Genomic DNA, 22,743 nt, shown 5'->3' on the forward strand with positions numbered 1-22,743 from the left:
CAAGGCACCGTGACAACGCTGCTGACACCAAGTTGTCAGCAGCCTTGTGCGACAAGCGATTGTCTTCAGATAGCGTCGCGCTTGCCCCAGGAGAATAAGATGGACTTCGTCTCGATCCGCATCATTACCGATCAGATCAAGCCCTTGGTGGCATTCTACGACACGATCACCGGGCTTACCGCAACCTGGTTCACAGACGATTTCGCCGAACTGGCAACGCCGTCCTGCACACTGGCGATCGGCAGCACCCACACGCTGGCCCTGTTCGGAACTGATGTGGCGCAGCCGGCCGCCAATCGCTCAGCGATCATCGAGTTTCGCGTCGCCGATGTTGATGCTGAGTACAGCAGGCTGGCGAAAATCATCGGCGATTTCGTACAGACGCCGACGACGATGCCATGGGGTAACCGGTCGCTGCTGCTGCGCGATCCCGATGGCAATCTGGTGAACTTCTTCACCCCGGTCAGCGCGGAAGCGATCAGGAAGTTCGATCGCAGAACCGGCGCAGACGCTACTGCTTGAGCGCGTTGTAGACGGCAATGCCGGCGGCAAGGTCCTCAAGCGCGGCGCCGACCGACTTGAACAGCGTGACCTCAGTGGGGCTCTGCCGGCCCTGTTTTTCCCCGCGCGCCAGCTCATGCAGATCGGCGACGATGGCTTCCGGCTTCAGCACGCCGGAGGCGAGCGGCTGGACGATGTCGCCGGCTTCCTTGGTGGCGCCGGCGCGGGTGTCGACATAGACGCGGGCGCGCGCGAGCGCGTCGTCGTCGCTCTCGCGCATGGTCGGCGTGAAGCCGCCGACCAGATCGACATGCGCGCCCGGCTTGAGCAGCGCACCCTTGACCAGCGGCGTCGTCGTGATCGTCGCCGATGAGACGATGTCGGCCTCGGCGAGTTCGGCGTCGAGATCGCTTGCGGCCTCGGCGTTGAAACCGTCCGCGCGCAAATCAGCCGCGACCTTTTCGGCATTGGCGGGCGTGCGGTTCCAGATGCGGATGGTCTTGATCGGCCGCACCGCGGAGTGCGCCTTGGCGAGGAACGGCGACAGCGCGCCGGCGCCGACCACCAGAAGCCGCGATGCGTCCTCGCGGGCGAGATAGGAGGCCGCCACCGCCGAGGCGCAAGCGGTGCGCCACTGTGTCAGCCGTTGGCCGTCGATCAGCGCTTCGGGCTCGCCGGTGGCGCCGTCGAGCAGGAGGTAGAGCCCCATTACCGCCGGTTTGCCGATGGCGTTGTTGTCGGGCGATACGGTGACGATCTTGACGCCGATATGACCCCCGACCGACGTGCCGGCCGCATGGAAGTCGGACCACGCCGGCATCAAAAGCAGCGTGGATGTGGCACCGTCGGGCCGCTCGACCCCGTGATGATGGCGGACGGGTTGCACAGCACCCTCGCGGAAGGCCGCGCGCAATGTCTCGACCAGCCCGGGAAAGGTCAGCGCCTGGTCGACAGCGTCGGCCGAAATGGTCAGCATGCAAAACTCCGCGAAGATAAAAGCGCCGGCTTCAGGCCGTTGGCTTCGGCAGCGCCGGCCCCTGGCCCGAGCCTTGCGGTGCGGCGGGTACCCGGCTGACCGCCTGGCGCAAATTCTCGGCCTCGACGCCGCGCTGGCGCGCCAGCTTGCGGTAGCGGCCCTGCTTGACCCAGGTCGCCAGGCTGCCGACGACCATGCCGATGGCGAGCGCCACGAACAGGAAGATGAACAGCGGCAAGGTCAGCGTCAGTTTCGGATTGCCGGGGTTGAACGGGTCGAGCGTGAAGGCGACCAGCTCGCGGTTGGCGACGGCCAGCGCAATCAGGATGACGGCGAGCGGCACGAAGACCACGATAAGTATGAAGCGGTTCAACATAGAAATTCCCTGGAGAAGGCAGGCCTTGATAACGCCGGCGCGTTGGTCCGCGCCTACTTGCCGCCATTCAGCCTTTCACGCAATTCCTTGCCGGTCTTGAAGAACGGCACCCACTTCTCCTCGACGTCGACGGATTCGCCGGTGCGCGGGTTGCGGCCGGTGCGGGCAGGGCGATTTTTCACCGAAAAAGCGCCGAAGCCACGCAACTCGACCCGATTGCCTTCCGCCAGGGCATCGGTGATCTCGTCGAAGATCGCTCCCACGATGTTTTCGACGTCGCGCAGGAAAAGATGCGGGTTGCGCGTGGCAATGATCTGCACAAGCTCGGATTTGATCATCAGAAAGGTCCCCGTGAAAGCGCTGCGGTCAAATTATCAGGATGATTTTATTTGCTTTTTTACTCGCCCCAACCGGCAGATCAAGGGTGCCAGACGGAAACGAGACCGTCAAGAAACAAGCGGTCCGCGCCAATTTCGTGAAGCACGTCGCTGCCGGCCTCCGACAGGCCGAGCGCGCTGCCGACGCTGCGCGCTATTGCTTTCGAGAACAGGAAGCCGCCACGCCGCTCGGTGTCCTTCCATTCCACCACCTTGAGCTTGGCGTCGACACCCTTGGTCGCCAGCCAGTCGATCGCCACGCTCTCGCCGCCGACAGCGTCGATCAGACCGTTGGCAAGGCCCTGGCGGCCGGTGAAGATCGAGCCGTCCGCAAGGGCCAGTGCCTGATCGCGGGTCATTTTGCGGCGCTCGGCGACGATGCCGACGAACCAGTCATAGCTGTCGAGGATGAGCTTGCGGACCATGGCTCGCTCGTCTTCATTGGTCGGTTTGAAGGGCGAGGGCGATGCCTTCAGCGGGGAGGATTTCACTTCCTCGAGCTTGATGCCGACCTTGTCCATCAGACCGCTGACATCGGGATACTGGATGAGCACACCGATCGAGCCGACGATCGACGTCTTGCGGGCAACGATATGGTCGCTGGCACTGGCGATCATATAGCCGGCCGATGCGGCCAGCGTGCCGACCTCGGCCACCACCGGCTTGTCGGCGGCAAGCTTGCGCACCTCCTCGTAGATCGATTCGCCGCCGACCGTGGTGCCGCCGGGCGAATCGATCGCCAGGATGACGCCCTTGACCTGCGAGGACGTGCGGATGGTTTCCAGCCGCTTGATCAGTTCCTCGTCCTCGGTGATTGTGCCTTCGATCCTGACCTTGGCGATGTGGTCGACGGAAGAACCGCCGAGGTCGCCGCCATAGAACCAGCTTGCAAGCGCAATCACCCCAAGGGCCACGACGGCAATGGCGGCGCCGCGCCAGAAGGTCAGCTTGCGCCGCAAGCGGCGGCGGTCGATCAGGTCGTCGGCTCTCAGTGCCATGGTCTGCCTCACAGTCGGTGGGAAGCGATGCTTTTAAAGCAAGCGTCCGCGCCCGGCTACCTCTTCCTCAAGGGCCTGCGACGAAGCGACCTTCACGACGGAGGCATTTCAGGAAAAAATGACGCGGCGCGTTCGTTTCTGCTATGAAGTGACGAAATTGTGTCGCCTGAGTTCCGTCTGTAAAACAGCGGCCGTCACATTTTTGCGGTTTTCCTCCGCTTGTGCTTGCTTGCGGGGGCCGGCAACCCACCTATAGCAGGTGTTTTGGCGGACAAGGGTTTATTAGAAGTCAGTCATGCTTGCGCGATCGAACGAACCGACCAATGCCGATGCGGCCTTGGCGCCCACGGCGCCAGCGGGCACGCGCGGCGACGCCTTCGACCGCGCCCAGCGCCACTCGCGCCGCGTGCGCGTGCTTAAGTTTGCCGTGCCGGTGCTTGCCGCCGGGATCGCGGTTGCGTTTCCGGTCTATTCCTATCTGGCGGCGCCGATCAATATTTCGATACAGGCAGACGGCACCGCTTTCGCGGATGGCAAGCTGGTGATGGCCAATCCGAAGCTCAACGGCTTCACCAAGGACAAGCTGCCCTATTCGCTGACGGCCTTGCGCGCCATCCAGGATGTCGGCAAGCAGGACATCATCGAACTCGAAGGCATCCATGCCAAATTGCCGCTGACGGCCGACAATGTGGCGACCGTCGACGCCAAGCGCGGGATCTACAACAGAAACGCCAACACGATGGACATGACCAGCGACGTTACCGTCACCACCACCGACGGCGTCGCTGCCATCTTCAAATCGGTCTTCCTCGATATGGGCAAAGGCTCTATGAAGACAGGTGATGCGGTCGATGTCAGCCGTAACGGCTCGCGGATCACCGCGGGTTCAATGTCGGTAGAAGACAATGGCAAGGTCATCGTTTTCGAGAACAAGGTAAGCGTTCACATCGATCCGGCCACTATGAAGGCGGCAGAGGCAAAGAGCGGAGAAACGAATGCGTCCCAGTAATTCGGCACGGCTTGTCGCCGCAGCTTCGGCCTTGCTGTTGCTGGGTATGGCGCCGTCCTGGGCTCAGTCCAGCGCCAGCAGCCAGTCCGGGCTCAAACTGTCGGGCGACCAGCCGATCCAGATCGAGAGCGACAAACTTGAGGTCCGCCAGGCCGACAGCATGGCGCTGTTCAGCGGCAACGTCACCGTCACGCAAGGGCCAACGCTGCTCAAGGCCGGCAGCATGGAGGTCTACTACGTCAAGGACCCCAACGCCGCCAAAGGTGCTGCCGCCGGCGCTTCGGCGATGACCGGTTCGGCCAATATCGACCATCTGGTGGTCAAGAACAAAGTCTACATCAAGTCGAATGACCAGATCGCCACCGGCGACAACGCCACGTTCGACATGAAGACGCAGGTGCTAGTTCTGTCGGGCAAGGAGGTCGTCTTGTCCCAAGGACCCAACGTCCTCAAGGGCTGCAAGCTCACCGTGCAGATGAAAAGCGGCCTTGCTCAGGTCGATGGCTGCGGCGGGCGCGTCATCATGTCGATGACGCCGCCACCGAAATCAGAGGCCCCGAAGCCCGAATGACTGGCGTGTCTTCGCTGCTGACCCGCCTTCCGGGACGGGCGGCCAGTAAACTTGCAGCACCGGCCACAGTCACCGTTGATTCCTCGAAGTTCAAGGGCACCCTGATCGCCAAGGGTCTGACCAAGAGCTACAAGGGCCGCAAGGTGGTCAGCGGTGTCACCATCGGCGTGCGCGCCGGCGAGGCTGTCGGGCTGCTCGGGCCGAACGGCGCCGGCAAGACCACCTGTTTCTACATGGTCACCGGCTTGGTGCCGGTCGATGAGGGCACGATCGAGATCGACGGTTTCGACGTCACCTCGATGCCGATGTACCGCCGCGCCCGCCTCGGCATCGGCTATTTGCCGCAGGAAGCCTCGATCTTCCGCGGCCTGAATGTCGAGCAGAACATCCGCGCCGTGCTCGAAGTGGTTGAGAAGGACCGCAAGGTGCGCGAGCGCAATCTCGACGAACTGCTCGAGGAATTTCACATCAGCCATCTGCGGAAGTCGCCGTCCATGTCGCTGTCGGGTGGCGAGCGGCGGCGTCTTGAGATCGCCCGAGCTTTGGCGACGCGCCCGGCCTACATGCTGCTCGACGAGCCGTTCGCCGGCATCGACCCGATTGCCGTCGCCGACATCCAGCAGCTGGTTCGTCATCTAACGGCGCGCGGCATCGGCGTGCTGATTACCGACCACAATGTGCGCGAAACGCTCGGCCTCATCGACCGCGCCTACATCATCCATGCCGGCCAGGTGCTGACTCATGGCCGTGCCGACGAGGTGGTGGCGAACCCCGATGTGCGCCGGCTCTACCTCGGCGAAGGTTTCACGCTCTGAGCGTGAAATTTGTTTCCTGACGTGATTTTTGCCGCCCCGCCGGGCTTTTTTGTCCGGTTTTGCGTGAGATAATGCTTCCGTAGGGGCCTTTTGCCATCGTTCGCCTTGACAAGCAAAAGCCGGGCCAGTTTCTATGGAAGGTCGGAAAATTCATTTTCCGGCAGCTTCTGATGTGTAGGCTTCCGGGTGCAGAAGGGCGTTTGAAACCGAACCATGGCGTTGGCGGCGAAACTACAGCTACGACAATCCCAGTCGCTGGTGATGACGCCGCAGCTGATGCAGTCGATCAGGCTGTTGCAGCTCACCCATGTCGAGCTCGACCACTTCATCGACGACGAGATCGAGCGCAATCCGCTGCTGGAGCGCGCCGAGCCCCAGGATGACGCCGCAAGCGACCAGGTGCAGAAGGGCGATGCCGCTCCTGAGCCTGCCGCCGATGGCGACTGGTTCGAAAACGACACGGCGTGGAGCGCCGAAGCGATCTCCGACAAGCTCGACAGCTCGCTGGAAAATCTGTTCCCCGACGATCCCGGCACCAGCGAGCGGCTCGGTCCGGACCTGACGGCGCAGTGGAAGTCGGCCACCGGCAAAAGTTCGTCCGGTTCTTCCGAAGGCTTCGACGTCGGCGACATGGCCGCCGCGGCGATCACGCTGCGCCAGCATGTTGGCGAGCAGATCGCGCTTGCCTTTGCCGATCCGGCCGCAAGGCTGATTGCAGCCGAACTGGCCGACGGCCTGGACGAGGCCGGCTATCTGCGCGCCGATCCCGCCGAGATCGCCAAACGGCTCGGCGCCGATCAGGCGATGGTGGCCAATGTGCTGGCAGCCTGCCACACATTCGAGCCGGTCGGCCTGTTTGCGCGCGACCTTGCCGAATGCCTGTCGCTGCAGCTTGCCATGCGCGATCGTCTCGATCCGGCGATGAAGATGCTGGTCGGCAACCTCGAACTGTTGGCGCGGCGCGATTTCCAGACGCTGAAGCGGCTTTGCGGGGTCGACGAGGAGGATCTCCTCGACATGTTGGCCGAAATCCGCGCGCTCGATCCGCGTCCGGGCACGGCATTTTCAGGAGGCGCCAGCGACGCCATCGTCGCCGATGTCGAAGTCCGCGCCGCCAATGACGGTAGCTGGACGGTCGAGCTCAATGCCGAGACGCTGCCGCGCGTGCTTGTCGATCACATCTATTTCGCCCAGGTCTCGCCGCATGCGAAGAATCAGGCGGAGAAGGATTTCCTGGCCGAATGCCTGCAGAATGCCAACTGGCTGACGCGCAGTCTCGACCAGCGGGCAAAGACGATCCTGAAAGTGGCGTCGGAAATCGTGCGCCAGCAGGACGCTTTTCTCGTCCATGGCGTGCGCCAGCTCAGGCCGCTCAACCTGCGCACGGTGGCCGATGCCATCGGCATGCATGAATCGACCGTCAGCCGGGTGACGGCCAACAAATACATGCTGACGCCGCGTGGCGTGTTTGAGCTGCGTTATTTCTTCACGGCTTCGATCGCGGCGTCGGGCGGCGGTGATGCGCATTCCTCGGAAGCGGTGCGCGACCGCATCAAGCAGCTGATCGACGAGGAAAAGCCCGCCGATGTGCTGTCCGATGACGCAATCGTCGATATGTTGAAGGAAAGCGGCGTCGATATTGCCCGGCGCACGGTGGCCAAGTACCGGGAGGGTATGAATATTCCCTCGTCGGTGCAGCGGCGGCGTGAAAAGCGCGCTCTGGCGAGCGCGGGGCGCTAGGTCTGCTTGCCCGGCAAGGCTTTTGCTATGGCTGGATTCCACAACTTTCCGACCTTAAAGCGCATCGCGCTGAAACGGATTCATACGACGCGCTTTAAGTCTTTGTTTTGATGCATGTCGTTGTCCCAGAACCGCAGCGCACTTCTGGGCGACATGCATTAATTGACAAGCTGCAATGAAGTGTCTAGAAGCCCGCCCGCATGAGAAGGGCTCGCGGCCCGCATGCGGATGGTCCGTCACGATGAAGGCCACGGGACGGCCAAGAAGGCGGATTGTGATCAACCGGAAAGTTCGGATCTAAAATCGGCGCGAGTTGACGCCGCAAAGCTTGTGCGCACGGATCACGAGTATAAACTCTGGCCAGTTTGAAGCCTGAGCAAGGAAGGTCAGTTTTCAGATGAAATTGCGCATATCGGGTAAACACATGGATATCGGCGATGCGTTGCGTACGCGCATTACCGATCGTGTCGGCGAGGCGATTGGAAAATATTTCGATCGCGGTTTTTCAGGGCACGTCACGGTCATCAAATCGGGGTCGCGTTACTCGGCCGATTGCATGATCAGGCTGGATTCCGGCGCTTCGCTGCAGGCAACCGGCGATTCCCAGGATCCGACACTTGCCTTCGAGGCGGCCGCGGACCGCCTCGAAACCAGGCTGCGGCGCTACAAACGCCGTCTGAAATCGCACAATTCAGGCACTGGAAATGGTGAAATCACCGACATCGCCTATATGGTGATGGCGCCGCTGACCGATGACGATGAGGACATTCCGGAGGACTACGCCCCGGCCATCGTCGCCGAATCAACCATGACGCTGCAGACCATGTCGGTAGCGTCGGCGGTTATCGAACTCGACACCAAGGACAGCCCGGTTTTCGTCTTCCGCAACGCCGGAAACGACCACCTCAACATCGTCTATCGGCGGCCGGACGGAAATATCGGCTGGATCGACCCGTCGACGACCAAAGTCGCACAGGCGTGACGACAACGACAATGGTCGCACAGGTGACGACAATGGTCTCGCGGAGATAATAGCCAGCCGCGCGAGGGGCGAGGACTGGCGACGGCAGGCGAATAAGGGATTTCAAATATGGATCTGAGCGATCTTCTCAACGTTCCGGCGATCTTGCCGGCGTTGAAGGCGAACTCCAAAAAGCAGCTTCTGCAGTTGCTGTCCGAGAGAGCGGCGGCGATTTCCGGCATTCCGGAGCGCGAAGTGTTCGACACTATCCTGCAGCGCGAACGGCTGGGCTCCACCGGCGTCGGCAACGGCATCGCCATTCCGCACGGCAAGCTCGCCGGGGTGAAGCGCATCGCCGGCGTCTTTGCCCGGCTGGAGACGCCGGTCGATTTCGAGGCCCTGGATGACCAGCCGGTCGATCTGGTGTTTTTGCTGCTGGCCCCGGAAGGCGCCGGCGCCGATCATCTCAAGGCACTGTCGCGCATCGCCAGGGTTTTGCGCGACGCCGACACGGTGGCCAAGATCAGGGGTACGCGCGACGCGGTCGCCATCCACGCGCTGCTTTCGGACACGCAGGCCTCGCACGCCGCCTGAAGTTCTTCGGATTTAAGTCTTCCAGGGGCCGCCGAAGGCGGCCCTCTCCATTTCAACCGCCAGCAGTCGCCTTAGTGAATGGCGACAGTGGTCAGGTCGTTTTCCATGGCGCCGGCCAAAGCCCGGTCTTTCGCATCCGAAAGCAGGATCGGCTGGCCGTTGGCGGCAAACAGGGCCCACAGGACCATACCAGGCGCTATTTCGCCGAGGTTGGGGAAGCGCCCGAGCAGCTCGTCGCTCGAGACCTTGCGGAGATAAGCGACCGAGCCTTCGCCGAGATGGGCGAATTCGCCGCTGGTCATGGTGATGGTTTCGTCAGTTCTGGTCATTTCAAGCCTCCTTGGCGCGAGGACGCCGCTCAAGGCCATCCCGCATGAGAGCCATCGGTAAAGATCAGTCTTTCACCGATATATTTATTTTCCGTACCAGCCGTTCGGTATCCGGCCGATCGAGATCGATCGACAAAAGGCCGTTCTTCAGTTCCGCTGCGATCACCCGCATGCCGTCGGCCAGCACGAAACAGCGCTGGAACTGGCGCGCGGCGATGCCGCGGTGGAGGAATTCGCGCTCGGTGTCGTCGGTTTGACGGCCGCGCACGACCAACTGGTTTTCCTCCGTGGTGACATCGAGATCGCTTTCGGCGAAACCCGCGACAGCCAGCGTAATGCGCAGCCTTTCGGCCTTGCCGTCAGCACCGCTGAGGCGCTCGATGTTGTAGGGAGGATAACTGTCACCGGATTTCGCCAGTCGTTCCAGGGTCTTTTCCATGGCATCGAAACCAAGGAGAAGCGGGCTGGAGAAGGGCGTCATTCGGCTCATGTTACACTGTCCTCTTTGGAGCGACATAAACTGGAAAAACCCGGATGGCATTTTTTCCGATGGTCTTGATATGGTCCGCGCCGCGGCCAAGTTCAAGCCGCCGAACACCCCCGCCAAAAAGACTCCCCCGCATAAGGAAATGAAATGCCCCAGACCCGCAAGATCATCATCGACACGGATCCCGGCCAGGACGATGCCGTCGCCATATTGCTGGCGCTCGGCAGCGCCGAGTTGGAGATCGTCGGCATCTCTGCTGTTGCCGGCAACGTGCCGCTGAAATTGACCGAAAAGAACGCCAGGAAAATCTGCGAACTGGCCGGACGGCCCGATATCAAGGTCTATGCAGGCGCCATCCGCCCGTTGGCGCGCGAGCTGGTCACCGCCGAGGAAGTGCATGGCAAGACCGGCCTCAACGGCCCGCAACTGCCCGATCCGAAGATGAAGCTGCAGGGCCAGTATGCGGTCGACTTCATCGTCGAGACGCTGATGAAGGAAGAGGCCGGCACGATCACGCTGTGCGCGCTCGGCCCGCTCACCAATGTCGCGCTGGCGCTGATCCGTGAGCCGAAGATCGCGCCGCGCATCGAGGAAATCGTACTGATGGGCGGCGGTTTCTTCGAAGGCGGCAATGTCACGCCGACCGCAGAATTCAACATCTATGTCGATCCGCAAGCCGCCGACCTGGTCTTCAAATCCGGCATTCCGATCGTCATGATGCCGCTCGACGTTACCCACAAGGCGCTGACCACGGCCAAGCGCACGCAGGCCATCCGCCAGCTCGGCACCCGGGTCGGCACCGCGACGGCCGAGATGCTGGAGTTCTTCGAGCGCTTCGACGAGGAGAAATACGGCACCGATGGCGGCCCGCTGCACGACCCCTGCGTCATCGCCTATCTGTTGAAGCCGGAGCTGTTCAAGGGCCGCAACTGCAACGTCACCGTCGAAACGACCTCCGAACTCACCATGGGCATGACCGTGATCGACTGGTGGGGCGTGACCAAGCGGCCGAAGAACGCCATGGTGATGCGCGACATCGACCATGACGCGTTTTTCGCGCTGCTGGTTGAGAGGTTGGCGCGGCTTTAGCTCTGTCTTTCCTTTCTCCCCATTGTGGGTTCCGAAGGGACGGGGCGAGACAAGTGGCTCGCCCCCGGGCGGTGTCGCCGAAGGCGACGGATGTGGGGTGTTCCAGGGAACGCCCACGTCTCACTCCGCTGGAACACCCCTCATCCGTCTCGGCGCTATCGCGCCGATCCACCTTCTCCCACAGGGGAGAAGGAAGGCGCCGCCGCCGTTCACTTTGCAAATCGATAGAAGACCATTCCATTCTCGCGCGTGACGCGCTCCAATCTTGCCGGCGCGCCGATCAGATGCGGGAGGTCGTCTTCGACCAGAATGGACGAACCGGTTTCGAGTGCAACCAGATAAAGCGTGCGGCCGTTGTCTGAATGGGTACTTTTGACCGTTGCGTCGATTGGCTCGATGGACCGGATGGGGCTCGCATCATTCGTCCATTTGTAGAGAGCCGAAGGAACCATCACCGCAAACAGGACGACGATCAGGACCACGCCGGGCGCGTCCCTTTTTATGCCAGCGTAAGTCCATGACATCGACGTGAATCCCCCACGCCGATTCATGTGGTGGCGTAAAGGCAGACTTTCAATCAGCCTTTCTATTCCGGCTCATACTGCATCGGGATACCCGTCCACGGTTGTTACTTCGCCTTCGAAAAAGCCAGCCACAGGCCGCCGCCGACCAGAAAGCTGCCGCTGATCCTGGACATCAGCTTGATGCGGCTTGCCGAGAGCAGGCGGCCGGCGCGGCTGGCGGCGAGAGCATAGGTGGAATCCGAGACGGCGGCGAAGATCATGGCGGTGAGGCCCATGACGACGATCTGCAGGGTGTAATTGCCCTGCGGGGCGATGAATTGCGGGAAGAAGGCGCCGAAGAACACCAGGGTCTTGGGGTTGCTCAGCGCCACCAGCAGGCCCTGCAGGAAGAAGCCGCCGCGCGGCTTTCTCGCGGTGCCGTCGGCATTCAGCGCGCCCTTGGAACGGAACATCTGCACCCCCATCCAGATCAGATAGGCGGCGCCGATCAGGCGTACCCATTCGAACCAGTGGCCCATGCCCGATATCAGCGTGTTGAGGCCGATGCCGACAATGGCGATCATCACGGCGAGCCCAGCCTGCGTGCCGGCGACATTGGCAAGGCCGGCGCGGTAGCCATGGCGGATGCTGTTGGCGATGATCAGCGTGACAGTCGGACCGGGCACCAGGATGATGACGATGCAGGCAAGGACATAGGCGGCGTAGAGTTCCAGCGACATGGGGATTTCCTCGAGGATGCGCTTAGGCGGATGGCTGCAATCAATGCATGGCGGCGGGGCTGGTGCAAGCCGGTCGCAGACCGTGCCGCCCCTCGCGTCAGGACGCCCCCACCTGCCAAGGCAGGGTCGCCTCATAGGCCGCTCCGGCCCTGAGCACGGCGAGGTCGCCGCGCGGCCGGCCGATCAGCTGCATGCCCAAGGGGCGGCCTTTGTCGTCGAAGCCGACGGGCACGTTGAGCGCCGGACAGCCGCCGAGCGTGGCGAAGGCCGAAACCTGCATCCAGCGATGGTAGCTGTCCATCGTCCGTCCGGCGACCTCACTTGGCCAATGCGTGCCGACTTCGAAAGGAAAGACCTGCGCCGTCGGCAGCGCGATGAGATCGAAGTGCTCGAACAGCGACAGCAGCGTCCGGTGCCAGGAGGTGCGGATGACCGAGGCCGCGCGGATCTGCGGCGCCGTCAGCCGCATGGCGTTCTCCACCTCCCAGACGGCTTCCGGCTTCAGCAGGGCGCGCTTGTGCGGGTCGTCATAATGGACTTTCAGCGCCGAGCCGCTGCTCGCCTGCCGCAGCGTCACGAAGGCTTGCCACAGTGCCTCGAAATCGAAATCCGGCAGCAAGGGCTCGGTCAGGAAGGATGCCTCCGCGAAGCGGCCGAGTGCGGCCTCGCACAGATCGAGGATGCCAGGCTCTACCGGCAGGTGACCGCCGAGATCACCGAGCCAGCCGACGCGGCCGCCGCTTGCCGGCGTTGCCAGCCCTTCGAGGAATGAACCAGGCTTTTCCCAGGACAAGGGCGCATGCGGATGGTAGCCCGCCTGCACGTCGAGCAGCAGCGCCATGTCGCTGATGCTGCGGCCCATCGGCCCGTCTATGCCCATCTGAGCATGAAAGACTTCCAGGTCCGGCCCTCCGGGGACAAGGCCCTGCGACGGGCGGAAGCCATAGACATTGTTCCACGCCGCCGGATTGCGCAGCGAGCCGCCGAAATCGCTGCCGTCGGCGACCGGAACCATGTCGAGTGCAAGGGCGACCGCTGCGCCGCCGCTCGACCCGCCTGCGGTGAGCGCCGGATCGAAGGCGTTCAGCGTCGGGCCGAACACGTTGTTGTAGGTGTTGGATCCCAGCCCGAATTCGGGAACATTGGTCTTGCCGATGATGATGGCGCCGGCCTTGCGGATGCGCTCGACGAAGAAATCGTCCTCCTGCGGCACGAAATCGGCAAAGATCGGCGAGCCGAAACTGGTCCTCAAGCCGCGCGTCATGGCGAGGTCTTTTATCGCCATCGGCAGGCCAAACAGCGAGCCGGCCGGCCCGCCTTGCGCTAGATGCGCGTCCGCCGCGTCGGCCTCGCGCAGGATGTCGGAGCGCTCGCGCAACGAGACGATGGCGTTGACCAGCGGGTTTACCGCGTCGATGCGGTCGAGGAATGCGGCGACCAACTCGCGCACGGACAGGCGGCGCAGCCGGATCGCCTCGGCCAGGTCGACAGCGGACATCCGGCAGATGTCGCCGGCGGGGGGCACGGCGTGCTTCGTTGTAGGGCGCAGGGCAGTCATCCGGCGTTGTTGCGCAGGGCGGTGTCCACATCCGCGGCCAGCGGGATGGCCGGCTGGGCGCCGGGCTTCAGGCAGGCGAGTGAGCCGGCGGCTGCGGCGCGGGTGAGAGCCTGCTCCAGCGGCAGGTTGGACGCCAGCCCGGCAGCGAGATAACCGCAAAAAGTATCGCCGGCCCCGACCGTGTCGACCGGCGTGATTTTCAGCGCCGGCACGGTCAGGAAATCCTCCGGGGTCGCCGCCAGCACGCCCTCGCCGCCGAGCGTGACGACGATGGTGCGGCCGGTTTTGCCGGCGAAGTCGCGCATGCGCGCCGGGCGGTCGCGGCCTTTCAGCGACAGCGCCTCGCCGTAAAGGTCGAATTCGGTTTCGTTGGCGACGGCGTAGTCGGCCTTGCCGAGCAACGCTGCCGCCTCGCTACGGAACGGCGCGGTGTTGAGCACGGTGACGGCGCCGGCGGCGCGTGCGGCGTCAAGCGCTGCATCGACGGTCTGCAGCGGGATCTCGTGCTGCAGCAGGACGACGTCGCCCTTCGCAAGGAAAGCCTTGGCGAGATCGCCGGGCAGCACCGAATCATTGGCGCCCGGCACCACGGCAATGACATTCTCGCCATCGGCGCCGACGAGGATCAGCGCCGTGCCGGTGGAGGCGAAGCTCTGGCCGACGCCGGAGAGATCGACCTTGCCGGCCACGAGCAAAGCCAGGGCTTCGTTTGCGAAATTGTCCTTGCCGACGGCGCCGACCATGCGCACCTTGGCGCCGGCGCGCGCCGCAGCCAGCGCCTGGTTGGCGCCCTTGCCGCCGGGCGCGGTGGTGAAGCCGGAGCCGCGGACCGTCTCGCCCGGCGAAGGCAGGCGGTCGACATTGGCGATAAGGTCGAGGTTGATCGAGCCGACAACGATGATCAAGAAAGCCTCCTGCGGAATGCGCGGGAAGCTAACCTGTAAGCCGGCGGCTTGCCAGAGCGTGCGGATGTTTTGCGCCGGGAGCTCGCAAAAAGAAAAACACCGGCGAAGGGATTTCGCCGGTGTTGTTTGATGCGGGCAGCTTCAGGACGCGGTCTGGCCCGCTTCCCAACCGAGGATGGCGCGTTTGCGGGTCAGGCCCCAGTGGTAGCCGGTGAGTGCGCCGGACTTGCCCAGCGCCCGATGGCAAGGGACGACGAAGGACAATGGGTTGGCGCCGACCGCCGCCCCCACCGCCCGGCTGGCGTTTGGCGCGCCGATCCTGGAGGCGATCGAAGAATAAGTGCAGGCCTTGCCCATCGGGATCCTGAGCAGCGCGTCCCAGACGCGCAGCTGGAAGTCGGAGCCGATCATCACCACGCGCAGCGGCTGGTCGGCGCGCCACAATGTCGGATCGAAGATGCGCGCCGCATAGGGCTGGGTGGCGCTCATGTCCTCGACATAGGTGGCGTTCGGCCAGCGGCCCGACATGTCGGCGAAAGCCGCCCGCTCGCCGCCCGGATCGTTGAAGGCGAGCCCCGCAAGGCCACGGTCGGTGACCATGATCAGGGCGATGCCGAAGGGCGAGATGTGGTAGCCGTAGCGGATGGTCAGGCCGGCGCCGCGCGTCTTGTAGTCGCCCGGCGACATCGCCTCGTGGGTGACGAACAAATCGTGCAGCCGGCCGGGGCCGGACATGCCGAGTTCGAACGATGTTTCGAGGAGCGGCATGCCGGAATCGAGCAGTTTGCGGGCATGGTCGAGGGTGACCGCCTGCAGGAAGGCTTTTGGCGACAGGCCGGCCCAGCGGGTGAACAGCTTTTGCAGGCCCGTGGGTGTCTCGCCGACATCAGCGGCCAAGGCTTCCAGCGAGGGCTGGTCGCGATAGTCGAGGCTGATCTTCTCGATGGCGCGGCGCACGACCTCGTAGTCGCTGCCGTTGGGGGTGATGTCGTGCTGCAGGATCGCTGTCGGTTTCATCTGCGTATTCGTGGTCATCTGGGCGTTCATGGCAATATCTCCTTGACCGCGAATATCGGTCTTTCCGCCCCTTGCAACCACCCGAAACTTGCCTTGTTGCCGCCTGTTCCCAGATAAATACTGGATTGCGCCCCGGGAGATGCCAATGGCCGGCGAAAGGGTGAATCTGAGCGGAGCAAGGGAGACCTTGCTGATGACGCTTTATGGCAAGGCACTGGAAAGCCGGCTGCCGCATTCGCTGCTCGGGGATCGCTTCGCCGACGAGGCCGTGCGCAAGATCGACTATGATTTCTCGCGCCTCAAGGTCGACACCAATCTCGGCATCGGCCTGGCGATCCGGGCCAAGACGTATGATGTCCGCGTTCAGGACTTCATCGCCAGAAATCCCGGCGCCATCGTGCTGCATCTCGGCTGCGGGCTCGATACGCGCATTTTCCGTGTCGATCCACCCGAAGGCGTGGAGTGGTTCGATGTCGATTTTCCGGATGTCATCGCGCTCCGGCGCAAGCTTTACCCGTCCCGGGACCACTACCACCTCGTCGGCTCTTCGGTAACCGACCCAGACTGGCTGGCAGAAGTGCCGCGCAATCGTCCGGCCGTCGTGGTGATGGAGGGGTTGACGCCTTATCTCCCGGTAGAGGAGGGGCCACGGCTGCTGTCACGCCTTGTCGCGCATCTTGCCGGCGGCGAGCTGATGTTCGACGCCTACAGCCACTTCGGCCTGAAGATGCTGCGCCTCAATCCGACCATCAGGGCGACGGGCGCCGAGGTTCACTGGGCGATCGACGACCCGCAGGTACTGGAGCGTGCCGTTCCGAAGCTGCGCTTTGTCGACGATATCTCGGCCTACAGCGCGGAATGCACAGCGCATATGAGCTGGTCCGCAAAACTGTTTATCGGGCTCTGGAGACACATTCCCGCATTGCGCAAGGTCGGCAGGATTCTGCGCTTCCGTTTCTGAGAGAGTGCTGGACGCTCCAAGCGCTTTCGCCAGTGCTTATAAACATTGTGCCTTCTATATAGCTCCATCGTTATTTTCCGGATGCCATTGTCGGCGATCACTCGAACTTGCTCTACAAGCATTATCCAACTATCCTGCCTGTTGCTCGCCTAGGGGGAGGTAAGCTTGGTCAAAATAGGATATTGGGCTTTTTTCGCCAGCGTCGCAATCGGGACGGTTCAGTCCAATGAAATTGCGAATGCTGGGAATTTTCGAGACAAGGATTCGTGGTGCAAACAAGTCGCTACCCTTGACAGCGCATTAGGGGCGACCTCTTCCCTCGCGAGGGTCGCGGGGCTTTCAGATGGTGATTTGGTACGGGCCCGACCAAAATCAGTACTCGTTGCTGCTGGTCAGACTGTTTCAGATATTGTCGCCAAGAATGGCTTTTTACCTGACCAGAGTAATCTCGAAATTGTGTCCTATTTAAATCCATCGATAAGAGACATAAATAATATTAATAAAAACGAAAGTATAATTATACCCTCTTTCGAGATTTTTAGGGACAGCAAGTGGGTCGAATACAAACCAAATTCACCTATTGATGGATTTGCTCTCAATCACAGGACGGCTCCGAGGTTAAAATACGCACTGCAAGTCGATTCAAGTGAGTTAAAGAAAAATATTGATTCGTTGTATGCGAACGGAAATTTAAATATAGATGAGAAGAGTATTTTCGATAAATATCTTGCAGAAGCTGGGAAAATTGAAAAACCGACCTGGACGGACTATACGGGCTCCGTCGCGGTCAGCGATTCTTACATCGCGTTTGCCCAGCAAAGCAACGATATTGCGCGGACGCTTGTTGACGCAAAGGGCGAAGGCGTTACTCTGCCGCATGACACGCTGATGACTATGGCTGCGTTGCAGCAGTCCGCTTCAGACACTGGGAAGCCTTCAGATGTTGTTGCGGTGAGCATAAATACGGAAGACGCTTCTGGTAACAAGATAGAGGGCTTAAATTTGAAATACATGTCCTCGGGAGCTTTCGAGATTGGGTGTGATCGGAAAAGAGATGCTCATGGTTTTGCTACTCCGAGCTACAATGCCACTCAGGCACTAAAAAGATTGAAATGGTATATTTGGGCGGAAGACGGTACTTCGTCTGTGGTGACCGAATACCGAGAGATAGATTTAACGACTGTTTCCGATGTGAAGTTTGTTAATAAAACAGTAGCAAAAAAGTGAATGAATTAATCGACAAGTCTATTGGTCCGATTTCAGCATTGTTTGCCGAAATCGGCGGCCTTGCTTTCTCGCCAATCGCTATCATTGCAATTGGTTTAGGGGTATACCTTGGAGCTATGCTTAGCGGCGGGATAAAAGTAATTTTTCTTGTTTTTTCGCTTGTGATCTACTTTGGGTGGTCGTTGCTATTCGTCTTCTCTTATGAGTATGCACCAGGACAATCTCGGCACATGATCTCCGGATGGCGCCTAAATCCTCCGGCCGAGGAATACATGCGGGAGAACGCCGCACTTAATTCCATGAGCCGGGACTTTGTAAGCGCCGAGCTTGTCAGGAATTTCAAGGGCCCCGAGTATGTATGGGATGGAACGGATTTGTTTTTGTCGAAATTGGTAGGCTGGGTCTCGATGACGGCCGTCTTAGTGTCGGCCGGTGTGCTCCTGTCGAATTTCAACAAAGAAAAATAGAATTCTGTTTTGAGTTAACTTGCCTTGGCAGTCGCCAGCGCACGTGAAAAGGCTGCAGCAAAACTTTCGCGGGAGTCTGGGTCCAGGAATGACCCGATCGGCACATTCTGTCCCTGTGCTTCCACCGCCATCCGGGTGATACCGATCTCGGCGTGGCGGGCGACGGAGAAGCGCGCCCAGAACGGGTTGAAGCGATGCGCTTCCGACTTTCCCGAGGGCGCCGTCTTGCGGATGTCGAGGCTGGTGCGCGACACCGACACTTCCTCGCGGGCACGGGCGGCACGATAGTTGGCGCGGAAGGCGATGTAGACGGCGATGACGTCGAGGCCGAAGAAGCCGAACACCGGCCAAGCGCCGCGCGACAGGAAAAACGCCCCGGTCACCACCCAGCCGAACAGCAGCGCGCCCATCAGCACGGCAAAGCCGGTGCGGCCCAGCGAGCGGTGCGGTGTCAGCAGCGCCTGGAAGAATGGCTCGTCGGCCTGAAACGAGGCGTTTGTGTCGCTCATCCCAGGATATTATAGGAGGGAAATGGCCAGCCCCAAGTCCAAAAATCTTTCCCTATCCAAAAGTGAACTGCCGCCCGGGCGGCGCGACGGCTCGAATGCCAAGCCGCGACCGCGGCCGGCGCGGGTCCGTTCGCTCTACAGCGCGGCCGAGGTGCATGAGATCTTCCGGCGGTTTTCGGTGCAGCGGCCCGAGCCGAAGGGCGAGCTCGAGCACGTCAACGCCTTCACGCTGCTGGTGGCCGTGGTGCTGTCGGCGCAGGCGACCGATGCCGGCGTCAACAAGGCGACGCGGGCGTTGTTCAAGGTCGCCGACACACCTGAAAAGATGCTGGCGCTGGGCGGAGCCAGGGTCGGCGAGTACATCCGCACCATCGGACTCTGGCGCAACAAGGCCAAGAATGTCGTGGCGCTCTCGGAGGCGCTGATACGCGATTACGGCGGCGAGGTGCCCAGCGAGCGCGATGAGTTGGTCAAGCTGCCGGGGGTCGGGCGCAAGACCGCCAATGTCGTGCTCAACATGGCGTTCGGCCAGCACACGATGGCGGTCGACACCCATATTTTCCGCATCGGCAACCGCCTCGGCCTGGCGCCAGGCAAGACGCCCGAACAGGTCGAGCAAGAGCTGCTGCGGATCATTCCGGATGAGTATATGCGCCACGCGCATCACTGGCTGATCCTGCATGGCCGCTATGTCTGCAAGGCGCGCAAACCCGATTGCCCGGCCTGCGTCATCGCCGATCTCTGCAAGGCCGAGGTGAAGACGACCGATGTGCCGGCGCCGCTGGTGGAAATCGTGGCGCCCGGAGTCCCGACAACTAGCTTTCCTCCACGAATACCTCTTCGCGCTTCTTCTTGACCGACGGCAGGAAGACGACGACGAGCACGGCCAGTGCGACGAGCAGCAGGCCGGCGCTGATCGGCCGCGTCACGAAAGTCGAGGGGTCGCCGCGCGACAGGATCATGGCGCGGCGCAGGTTTTCCTCGAGCAGCGGGCCGAGCACGAAGCCGAGCAGCAAGGGGGCGGGTTCGCAGCGCAGCTTGGTCAGGATGTAGCCGAGCAGGCCGAAGAATGCGACCGCGTAGAGATCGAAGGCGTTGGTGTTGACGCTGTAAACGCCGATCGAGCAGAACGCCATGATGATCGGGAAGAGCACATAATAGGGGATCGTCAGCAGCTTCACCCACAGCCCGATCAGCGGCAGGTTCAGCACGATCAGCATCAGATTGCCGATCCACATCGAGGCGATGATGCCCCAGAACAGCGCCGGCTGCTCGATCGCGACATTGGGGCCGGGCACGATGCCCTGGATGATCATGGCGCCGATCATCAGCGCCATGACCGGGTTGGCCGGAATGCCGAGCGTCAGCATCGGAATGAAGGAGGTCTGGGCGCCGGCATTGTTGGCCGATTCCGGGCCGGCGACGCCGGCGATGGCGCCCTTGCCGAACTCCTCCGGGTGTTTCGACACGCGCTTTTCGACCGTGTAGGAGGCAAAGGCCGCAAGCACCGCGCCGCCGCCGGGCAGGATGCCGAGGGCCGAACCGATGATCGTGCCGCGCACGATGGGTGCTGCCATCGCCCTGAAGTCGTCGCGGGTCGGCATTAGTCCGGAGACCTTCTTGATCATCACCGAGCGCTCGTGCTCGTTTTCGAGATTGCGCAGGATCTCGGCGACGCCGAAGACGCCGACCGCCACCGCGACGAAGTTCAGCCCGTCGGCATATTCGCGGATGCCTAGCGTGAAGCGCGGCGTGCCGGTGTAGATGTCGGTGCCGACAATGCCGAGCAGCAGGCCGAGCACGACCATCGCCAGCGCCTTGACGATCGAGCCGTGGGCGAGCGCGATGGACGAGACGAGGCCGACGATCATCAGCGAAAAATATTCGGCCGCGCCGAATTGCAGGGCTATTGCCGTCAGCGGCGGGGCAAAGACGGCGACCAGGAAGGTCGACACCGTGCCGGCGAAGAACGAGCCGATCGCGGCGATCGCCAGAGCCACCCCGGCGCGACCGTTCCTGGCCATCTGGTAGCCGTCGATCGCGGTCACGGCCGAGGAGGATTCGCCGGGCATGTTGATGAGAATGGCGGTGGTCGAGCCGCCATACTGGGCGCCGTAGTAGATGCCGGCCAGCATGATGAGGGACGACACCGGGTCGCCGATCTGGAAGGTGATCGGCAGCAGCATGGCGATGGTTGCGGTGGCGCCGATGCCGGGCAGGACGCCGATCAGCGTGCCGAGCAGAACGCCGATGAGGCAAAAACCCAGATTGGCCGGCGTGGTGGCCGTCGAAAAGCCGAGTTCGAGGTTCCTGAGGAGGTCCATCTCAGCGCCTCACAATGCCAGCCATTGGGGCAACCAGGGGCCGAAGCGCTGGAATGGCAGCCCGAGCGCGTAGCTGAAGACCAGCACCGAAAACAGCGTCAGGCCGGCCGACAGCAGAAGTGCCGTCAGCGGCTTCATGCGGGCGCTGGCAAAAGAGGCGATCAGCGCCGTCAGTAAGATCGACGGGACGAAGCCGAGGCCGCGCACGGTCATGCCGAAAAAGATCGGCGCCGGCAGGATGAACAGCATGCCGCGCCACGCAATGGGGCCGATCGGCTCGCCCTCGACGCGCACCGCCTGGACGAGGATGATGGCGCCAAGCACGATCAGCACGATCGCCAGCACCAGCGGGAAATAGCCCGGTCCCATGCGGAAGGCGGTGCCGATTTCGAGGCCGAGCGATTGTATCGCGAAAAAGGCGCCGAAAAAGATGAACAGCGCGGCGCACAGGCCGTTTGTCCTGTCGATGGCGAAAGGTTTCATGGCGGTCCTCCCCTGACCCTTGCAACGGGCTTGCCGTTGCAAATGTGAAAACGGACGTCGAAGCGAAAACGGGGCACCGGCAGCGCCCCGTTCAAGCCTCAGTCGGCGTATTGGCCGGCGGCTTCGATGATCGGCTTCCAGCGCGTGATCTCGCCTTCCAGCTTGGCCTTCAGCGCTGCCGGCGTCGCGTCGGCCTCGGACGACGGCTTGGTGCCGAGTTCGGCGAAGCGGGCGATTACGTTGGGGTCCTTCAGTGCGACCTGGAGCGATTTCGACAGTCGGCCGGTGATCTCGGCCGGCGTGCCCTTCGGCGCATAGAGGCCGTGCCAGATGCCGACCTGCACCGCGGGCAGGCCGGCTTCGATGGTCGTCGGCACGTCCTTCAGCACGTCGAGGCGCTCCGGCGTCGTGACGGCATAGGCCTTGATCGTGCCGCCCTGGATTTGCTTGGTGGTGTTGGTGGTCTGGTCGCACATGATGTCGACCTGGCCGCCGAGAAGGTCGGTCATGGCCGGGCCGGTGCCCTTGTAGGGTACGGTGACCAGCGGCGTGCCGATGGCCCTCATGAACAGCATGCCGCACAGATGCGAGGCAGCGCCGATGCCGGCGTTGGCGACGGTGATGGTGTCCTTGTTGGTCTTGGCGTATTCGACCAGCCCTTTCAGGTCGACCGGCTCAAGGTCCTTGCGGGCGACGATCGCCATCGGCACCTCGGTGACGAGGCCGACATACTCGAAGGCGTTCAGCGTGTCGTAGGCGAGTTTCCTGTAGAGGGTCGCGCTGGTCGCCATGCCGATGTGATGGAGGAGCAGCGTGTAGCCATCCGGGTCGGCGTTGGCGACGCGGCCGGCGCCCAGCGTGCCGCCGGCGCCGCCGACATTTTCGACGATGATCTGCTGGCCGAGATCCTTCGACATGGCTTCGGCGACGAGCCGCGTGACCGTGTCGGTCGGACCGCCGGCCGCAAACGGCACGACGACGGTGATGGTGCGCTCGGGATAGGTCTGTGCGCTGGCGGTGAACGAATAAAGCGTGACGGCCGCGGCGGCGGCCAGGGCGGCTACAATTTTCCTCATCGTAATTCTCCTCCCAGGATATCAATCTCCGATCGCTGTGCAGGTCAGGCAGCGAGGGTGCAACAAAGGCAAGCTAACAGATTGTCGCCTGACGCAAACTGCAAAATACAGTCGTGCGCAACCATGGCGATCAGTGGGGAGTATGCCCGG

27 protein-coding genes are annotated in these 22,743 nt (G+C 62.2%); 12 read left to right on the plus strand and 15 right to left on the minus strand.

Going from position 1 to position 22,743, the window contains the following annotated elements:
* Positions 1-99 precede the first annotated feature (99 nt).
* Positions 100-522, plus strand: coding sequence for a VOC family protein (locus tag NKI06_RS04345; protein WP_352711715.1), 423 nt, complete (start codon positions 100-102; stop codon positions 520-522).
* Here NKI06_RS04345 and lhpI read toward each other — a convergent pair.
* From lhpI to sppA, 4 genes are all read right to left on the minus strand, one after another.
* Positions 512-1,477 carry a bifunctional Delta(1)-pyrroline-2-carboxylate/Delta(1)-piperideine-2-carboxylate reductase gene (gene lhpI, locus NKI06_RS04350; protein ID WP_352984196.1) on the minus strand — a complete coding sequence of 322 codons (966 nt, stop codon included), beginning with the start codon at positions 1,475-1,477 and terminating at the stop codon, positions 512-514. The genes NKI06_RS04345 and lhpI overlap by 11 nt on opposite strands.
* Before the next feature lie 31 nt (positions 1,478-1,508).
* Positions 1,509-1,853: a lipopolysaccharide assembly protein LapA domain-containing protein gene (locus NKI06_RS04355; protein WP_023698203.1), complete on the minus strand. Its 345-nt coding sequence runs from the start codon at positions 1,851-1,853 to the stop codon at positions 1,509-1,511.
* A gap of 53 nt (positions 1,854-1,906) precedes the next feature.
* The gene (locus NKI06_RS04360) at positions 1,907-2,191 is read right to left on the minus strand and encodes an integration host factor subunit beta (RefSeq protein ID WP_023700102.1); all 285 of its coding nucleotides are present in this window, start codon (positions 2,189-2,191) and stop codon (positions 1,907-1,909) included.
* Positions 2,192-2,271: 80 nt separating this feature from the next.
* Positions 2,272-3,228 (minus strand): signal peptide peptidase SppA, encoded by a 957-nt coding sequence (sppA, locus tag NKI06_RS04365; protein WP_023820573.1) that lies wholly within the window; start codon positions 3,226-3,228, stop codon positions 2,272-2,274.
* A gap of 295 nt (positions 3,229-3,523) precedes the next feature.
* Here sppA and lptC point away from each other — a divergent pair, with 295 nt between their 5' ends.
* The 6 genes from lptC (at position 3,524) to ptsN (ending at position 8,918) form a co-directional block, all read left to right on the plus strand.
* Positions 3,524-4,237: an LPS export ABC transporter periplasmic protein LptC gene (gene lptC, locus NKI06_RS04370; protein ID WP_023669748.1), complete on the plus strand. Its 714-nt coding sequence runs from the start codon at positions 3,524-3,526 to the stop codon at positions 4,235-4,237.
* On the plus strand, positions 4,224-4,808 hold the full coding sequence (locus tag NKI06_RS04375) for an LptA/OstA family protein (protein WP_023683069.1): 585 nt from the start codon (positions 4,224-4,226) through the stop codon (positions 4,806-4,808). Before lptC ends, NKI06_RS04375 begins: the two co-directional genes overlap by 14 nt.
* Positions 4,805-5,623, plus strand: a complete 819-nt coding sequence (gene lptB / locus NKI06_RS04380) for an LPS export ABC transporter ATP-binding protein (RefSeq protein ID WP_023669746.1) — start codon at positions 4,805-4,807, stop codon at positions 5,621-5,623. The genes NKI06_RS04375 and lptB overlap by 4 nt, the downstream gene beginning before the upstream one ends.
* A gap of 213 nt (positions 5,624-5,836) precedes the next feature.
* Positions 5,837-7,363 carry an RNA polymerase factor sigma-54 gene (gene rpoN / locus NKI06_RS04385; RefSeq protein WP_352984198.1) on the plus strand — a complete coding sequence of 509 codons (1,527 nt, stop codon included), beginning with the start codon at positions 5,837-5,839 and terminating at the stop codon, positions 7,361-7,363.
* 397 nt (positions 7,364-7,760) lie between these two features.
* On the plus strand, positions 7,761-8,345 hold the full coding sequence (hpf, locus tag NKI06_RS04390) for a ribosome hibernation-promoting factor, HPF/YfiA family (RefSeq protein ID WP_352984199.1): 585 nt from the start codon (positions 7,761-7,763) through the stop codon (positions 8,343-8,345).
* A 108-nt stretch (positions 8,346-8,453) separates the two neighbouring features.
* On the plus strand, positions 8,454-8,918 hold the full coding sequence (gene ptsN, locus NKI06_RS04395) for a PTS IIA-like nitrogen regulatory protein PtsN (RefSeq protein WP_023669743.1): 465 nt from the start codon (positions 8,454-8,456) through the stop codon (positions 8,916-8,918).
* Between the two features lie 71 nt (positions 8,919-8,989).
* On the opposite strand, the gene NKI06_RS04400 is transcribed toward ptsN, so the two are convergent.
* Positions 8,990-9,247 carry a BQ00720 family protein gene (locus NKI06_RS04400; RefSeq protein WP_023683072.1) on the minus strand — a complete coding sequence of 86 codons (258 nt, stop codon included), beginning with the start codon at positions 9,245-9,247 and terminating at the stop codon, positions 8,990-8,992.
* A gap of 64 nt (positions 9,248-9,311) precedes the next feature.
* Positions 9,312-9,737 (minus strand): Hsp20 family protein, encoded by a 426-nt coding sequence (locus tag NKI06_RS04405; RefSeq protein WP_023669741.1) that lies wholly within the window; start codon positions 9,735-9,737, stop codon positions 9,312-9,314.
* A 144-nt stretch (positions 9,738-9,881) separates the two neighbouring features.
* Between NKI06_RS04405 and NKI06_RS04410 the strand changes: the two genes are divergently transcribed.
* Positions 9,882-10,823: a nucleoside hydrolase gene (locus NKI06_RS04410; protein ID WP_352984201.1), complete on the plus strand. Its 942-nt coding sequence runs from the start codon at positions 9,882-9,884 to the stop codon at positions 10,821-10,823.
* Between the two features lie 209 nt (positions 10,824-11,032).
* Here NKI06_RS04410 and NKI06_RS04415 read toward each other — a convergent pair whose 3' ends face one another.
* From NKI06_RS04415 to NKI06_RS04435, 5 genes are all read right to left on the minus strand, one after another.
* On the minus strand, positions 11,033-11,305 hold the full coding sequence (locus tag NKI06_RS04415) for a hypothetical protein (RefSeq protein WP_245266146.1): 273 nt from the start codon (positions 11,303-11,305) through the stop codon (positions 11,033-11,035).
* A gap of 146 nt (positions 11,306-11,451) precedes the next feature.
* Positions 11,452-12,066, minus strand: coding sequence for a LysE family translocator (locus NKI06_RS04420; protein WP_023669737.1), 615 nt, complete (start codon positions 12,064-12,066; stop codon positions 11,452-11,454).
* A 97-nt stretch (positions 12,067-12,163) separates the two neighbouring features.
* Positions 12,164-13,624 carry an amidase gene (locus tag NKI06_RS04425; RefSeq protein ID WP_352597566.1) on the minus strand — a complete coding sequence of 487 codons (1,461 nt, stop codon included), beginning with the start codon at positions 13,622-13,624 and terminating at the stop codon, positions 12,164-12,166.
* Positions 13,621-14,529 (minus strand): ribokinase, encoded by a 909-nt coding sequence (locus NKI06_RS04430; protein WP_352984202.1) that lies wholly within the window; start codon positions 14,527-14,529, stop codon positions 13,621-13,623. The genes NKI06_RS04425 and NKI06_RS04430 overlap by 4 nt, the downstream gene beginning before the upstream one ends.
* Positions 14,530-14,670: 141 nt before the next feature.
* Positions 14,671-15,576: a methylated-DNA--[protein]-cysteine S-methyltransferase gene (locus NKI06_RS04435; protein ID WP_031242721.1), complete on the minus strand. Its 906-nt coding sequence runs from the start codon at positions 15,574-15,576 to the stop codon at positions 14,671-14,673.
* Positions 15,577-15,691: 115 nt separating this feature from the next.
* Here NKI06_RS04435 and NKI06_RS04440 point away from each other — a divergent pair, with 115 nt between their 5' ends.
* From NKI06_RS04440 to NKI06_RS04450, 3 genes are all read left to right on the plus strand, one after another.
* Positions 15,692-16,507 (plus strand): class I SAM-dependent methyltransferase, encoded by an 816-nt coding sequence (locus tag NKI06_RS04440; protein ID WP_352984203.1) that lies wholly within the window; start codon positions 15,692-15,694, stop codon positions 16,505-16,507.
* 165 nt (positions 16,508-16,672) lie between these two features.
* Positions 16,673-17,734, plus strand: coding sequence for a hypothetical protein (locus NKI06_RS04445; RefSeq protein ID WP_352984204.1), 1,062 nt, complete (start codon positions 16,673-16,675; stop codon positions 17,732-17,734).
* Entirely contained in the window at positions 17,731-18,201 is a 471-nt protein-coding gene (locus NKI06_RS04450; protein WP_352984207.1) for a hypothetical protein, read from the plus strand. Before NKI06_RS04445 ends, NKI06_RS04450 begins: the two co-directional genes overlap by 4 nt.
* 14 nt (positions 18,202-18,215) lie before the next feature.
* Here the strand turns inward: NKI06_RS04450 and NKI06_RS04455 are convergent, their stop codons facing one another.
* On the minus strand, positions 18,216-18,710 hold the full coding sequence (locus NKI06_RS04455) for a DUF2244 domain-containing protein (RefSeq protein ID WP_352984209.1): 495 nt from the start codon (positions 18,708-18,710) through the stop codon (positions 18,216-18,218).
* A 22-nt stretch (positions 18,711-18,732) separates the two neighbouring features.
* Here NKI06_RS04455 and nth point away from each other — a divergent pair, with 22 nt between their 5' ends.
* Positions 18,733-19,566, plus strand: a complete 834-nt coding sequence (gene nth, locus NKI06_RS04460) for an endonuclease III (protein ID WP_352984211.1) — start codon at positions 18,733-18,735, stop codon at positions 19,564-19,566.
* Here nth and NKI06_RS04465 read toward each other — a convergent pair.
* The 3 genes from NKI06_RS04465 to NKI06_RS04475 form a co-directional block, all read right to left on the minus strand.
* Positions 19,526-21,034 carry a tripartite tricarboxylate transporter permease gene (locus NKI06_RS04465; RefSeq protein WP_352984213.1) on the minus strand — a complete coding sequence of 503 codons (1,509 nt, stop codon included), beginning with the start codon at positions 21,032-21,034 and terminating at the stop codon, positions 19,526-19,528. The two genes, nth and NKI06_RS04465, sit on opposite strands and share 41 nt — an antisense overlap.
* Before the next feature lie 9 nt (positions 21,035-21,043).
* On the minus strand, positions 21,044-21,517 hold the full coding sequence (locus NKI06_RS04470; protein WP_352984215.1) for a tripartite tricarboxylate transporter TctB family protein: 474 nt from the start codon (positions 21,515-21,517) through the stop codon (positions 21,044-21,046).
* Positions 21,518-21,615: 98 nt separating this feature from the next.
* The gene (locus NKI06_RS04475; protein ID WP_352984217.1) at positions 21,616-22,593 is read right to left on the minus strand and encodes a tripartite tricarboxylate transporter substrate-binding protein; all 978 of its coding nucleotides are present in this window, start codon (positions 22,591-22,593) and stop codon (positions 21,616-21,618) included.
* Positions 22,594-22,743: the final 150 nt, after the last annotated feature.

The organism is Mesorhizobium sp. M0772 (assembly GCF_040320135.1).
Lineage (GTDB): Bacteria > Pseudomonadota > Alphaproteobacteria > Rhizobiales > Rhizobiaceae > Mesorhizobium.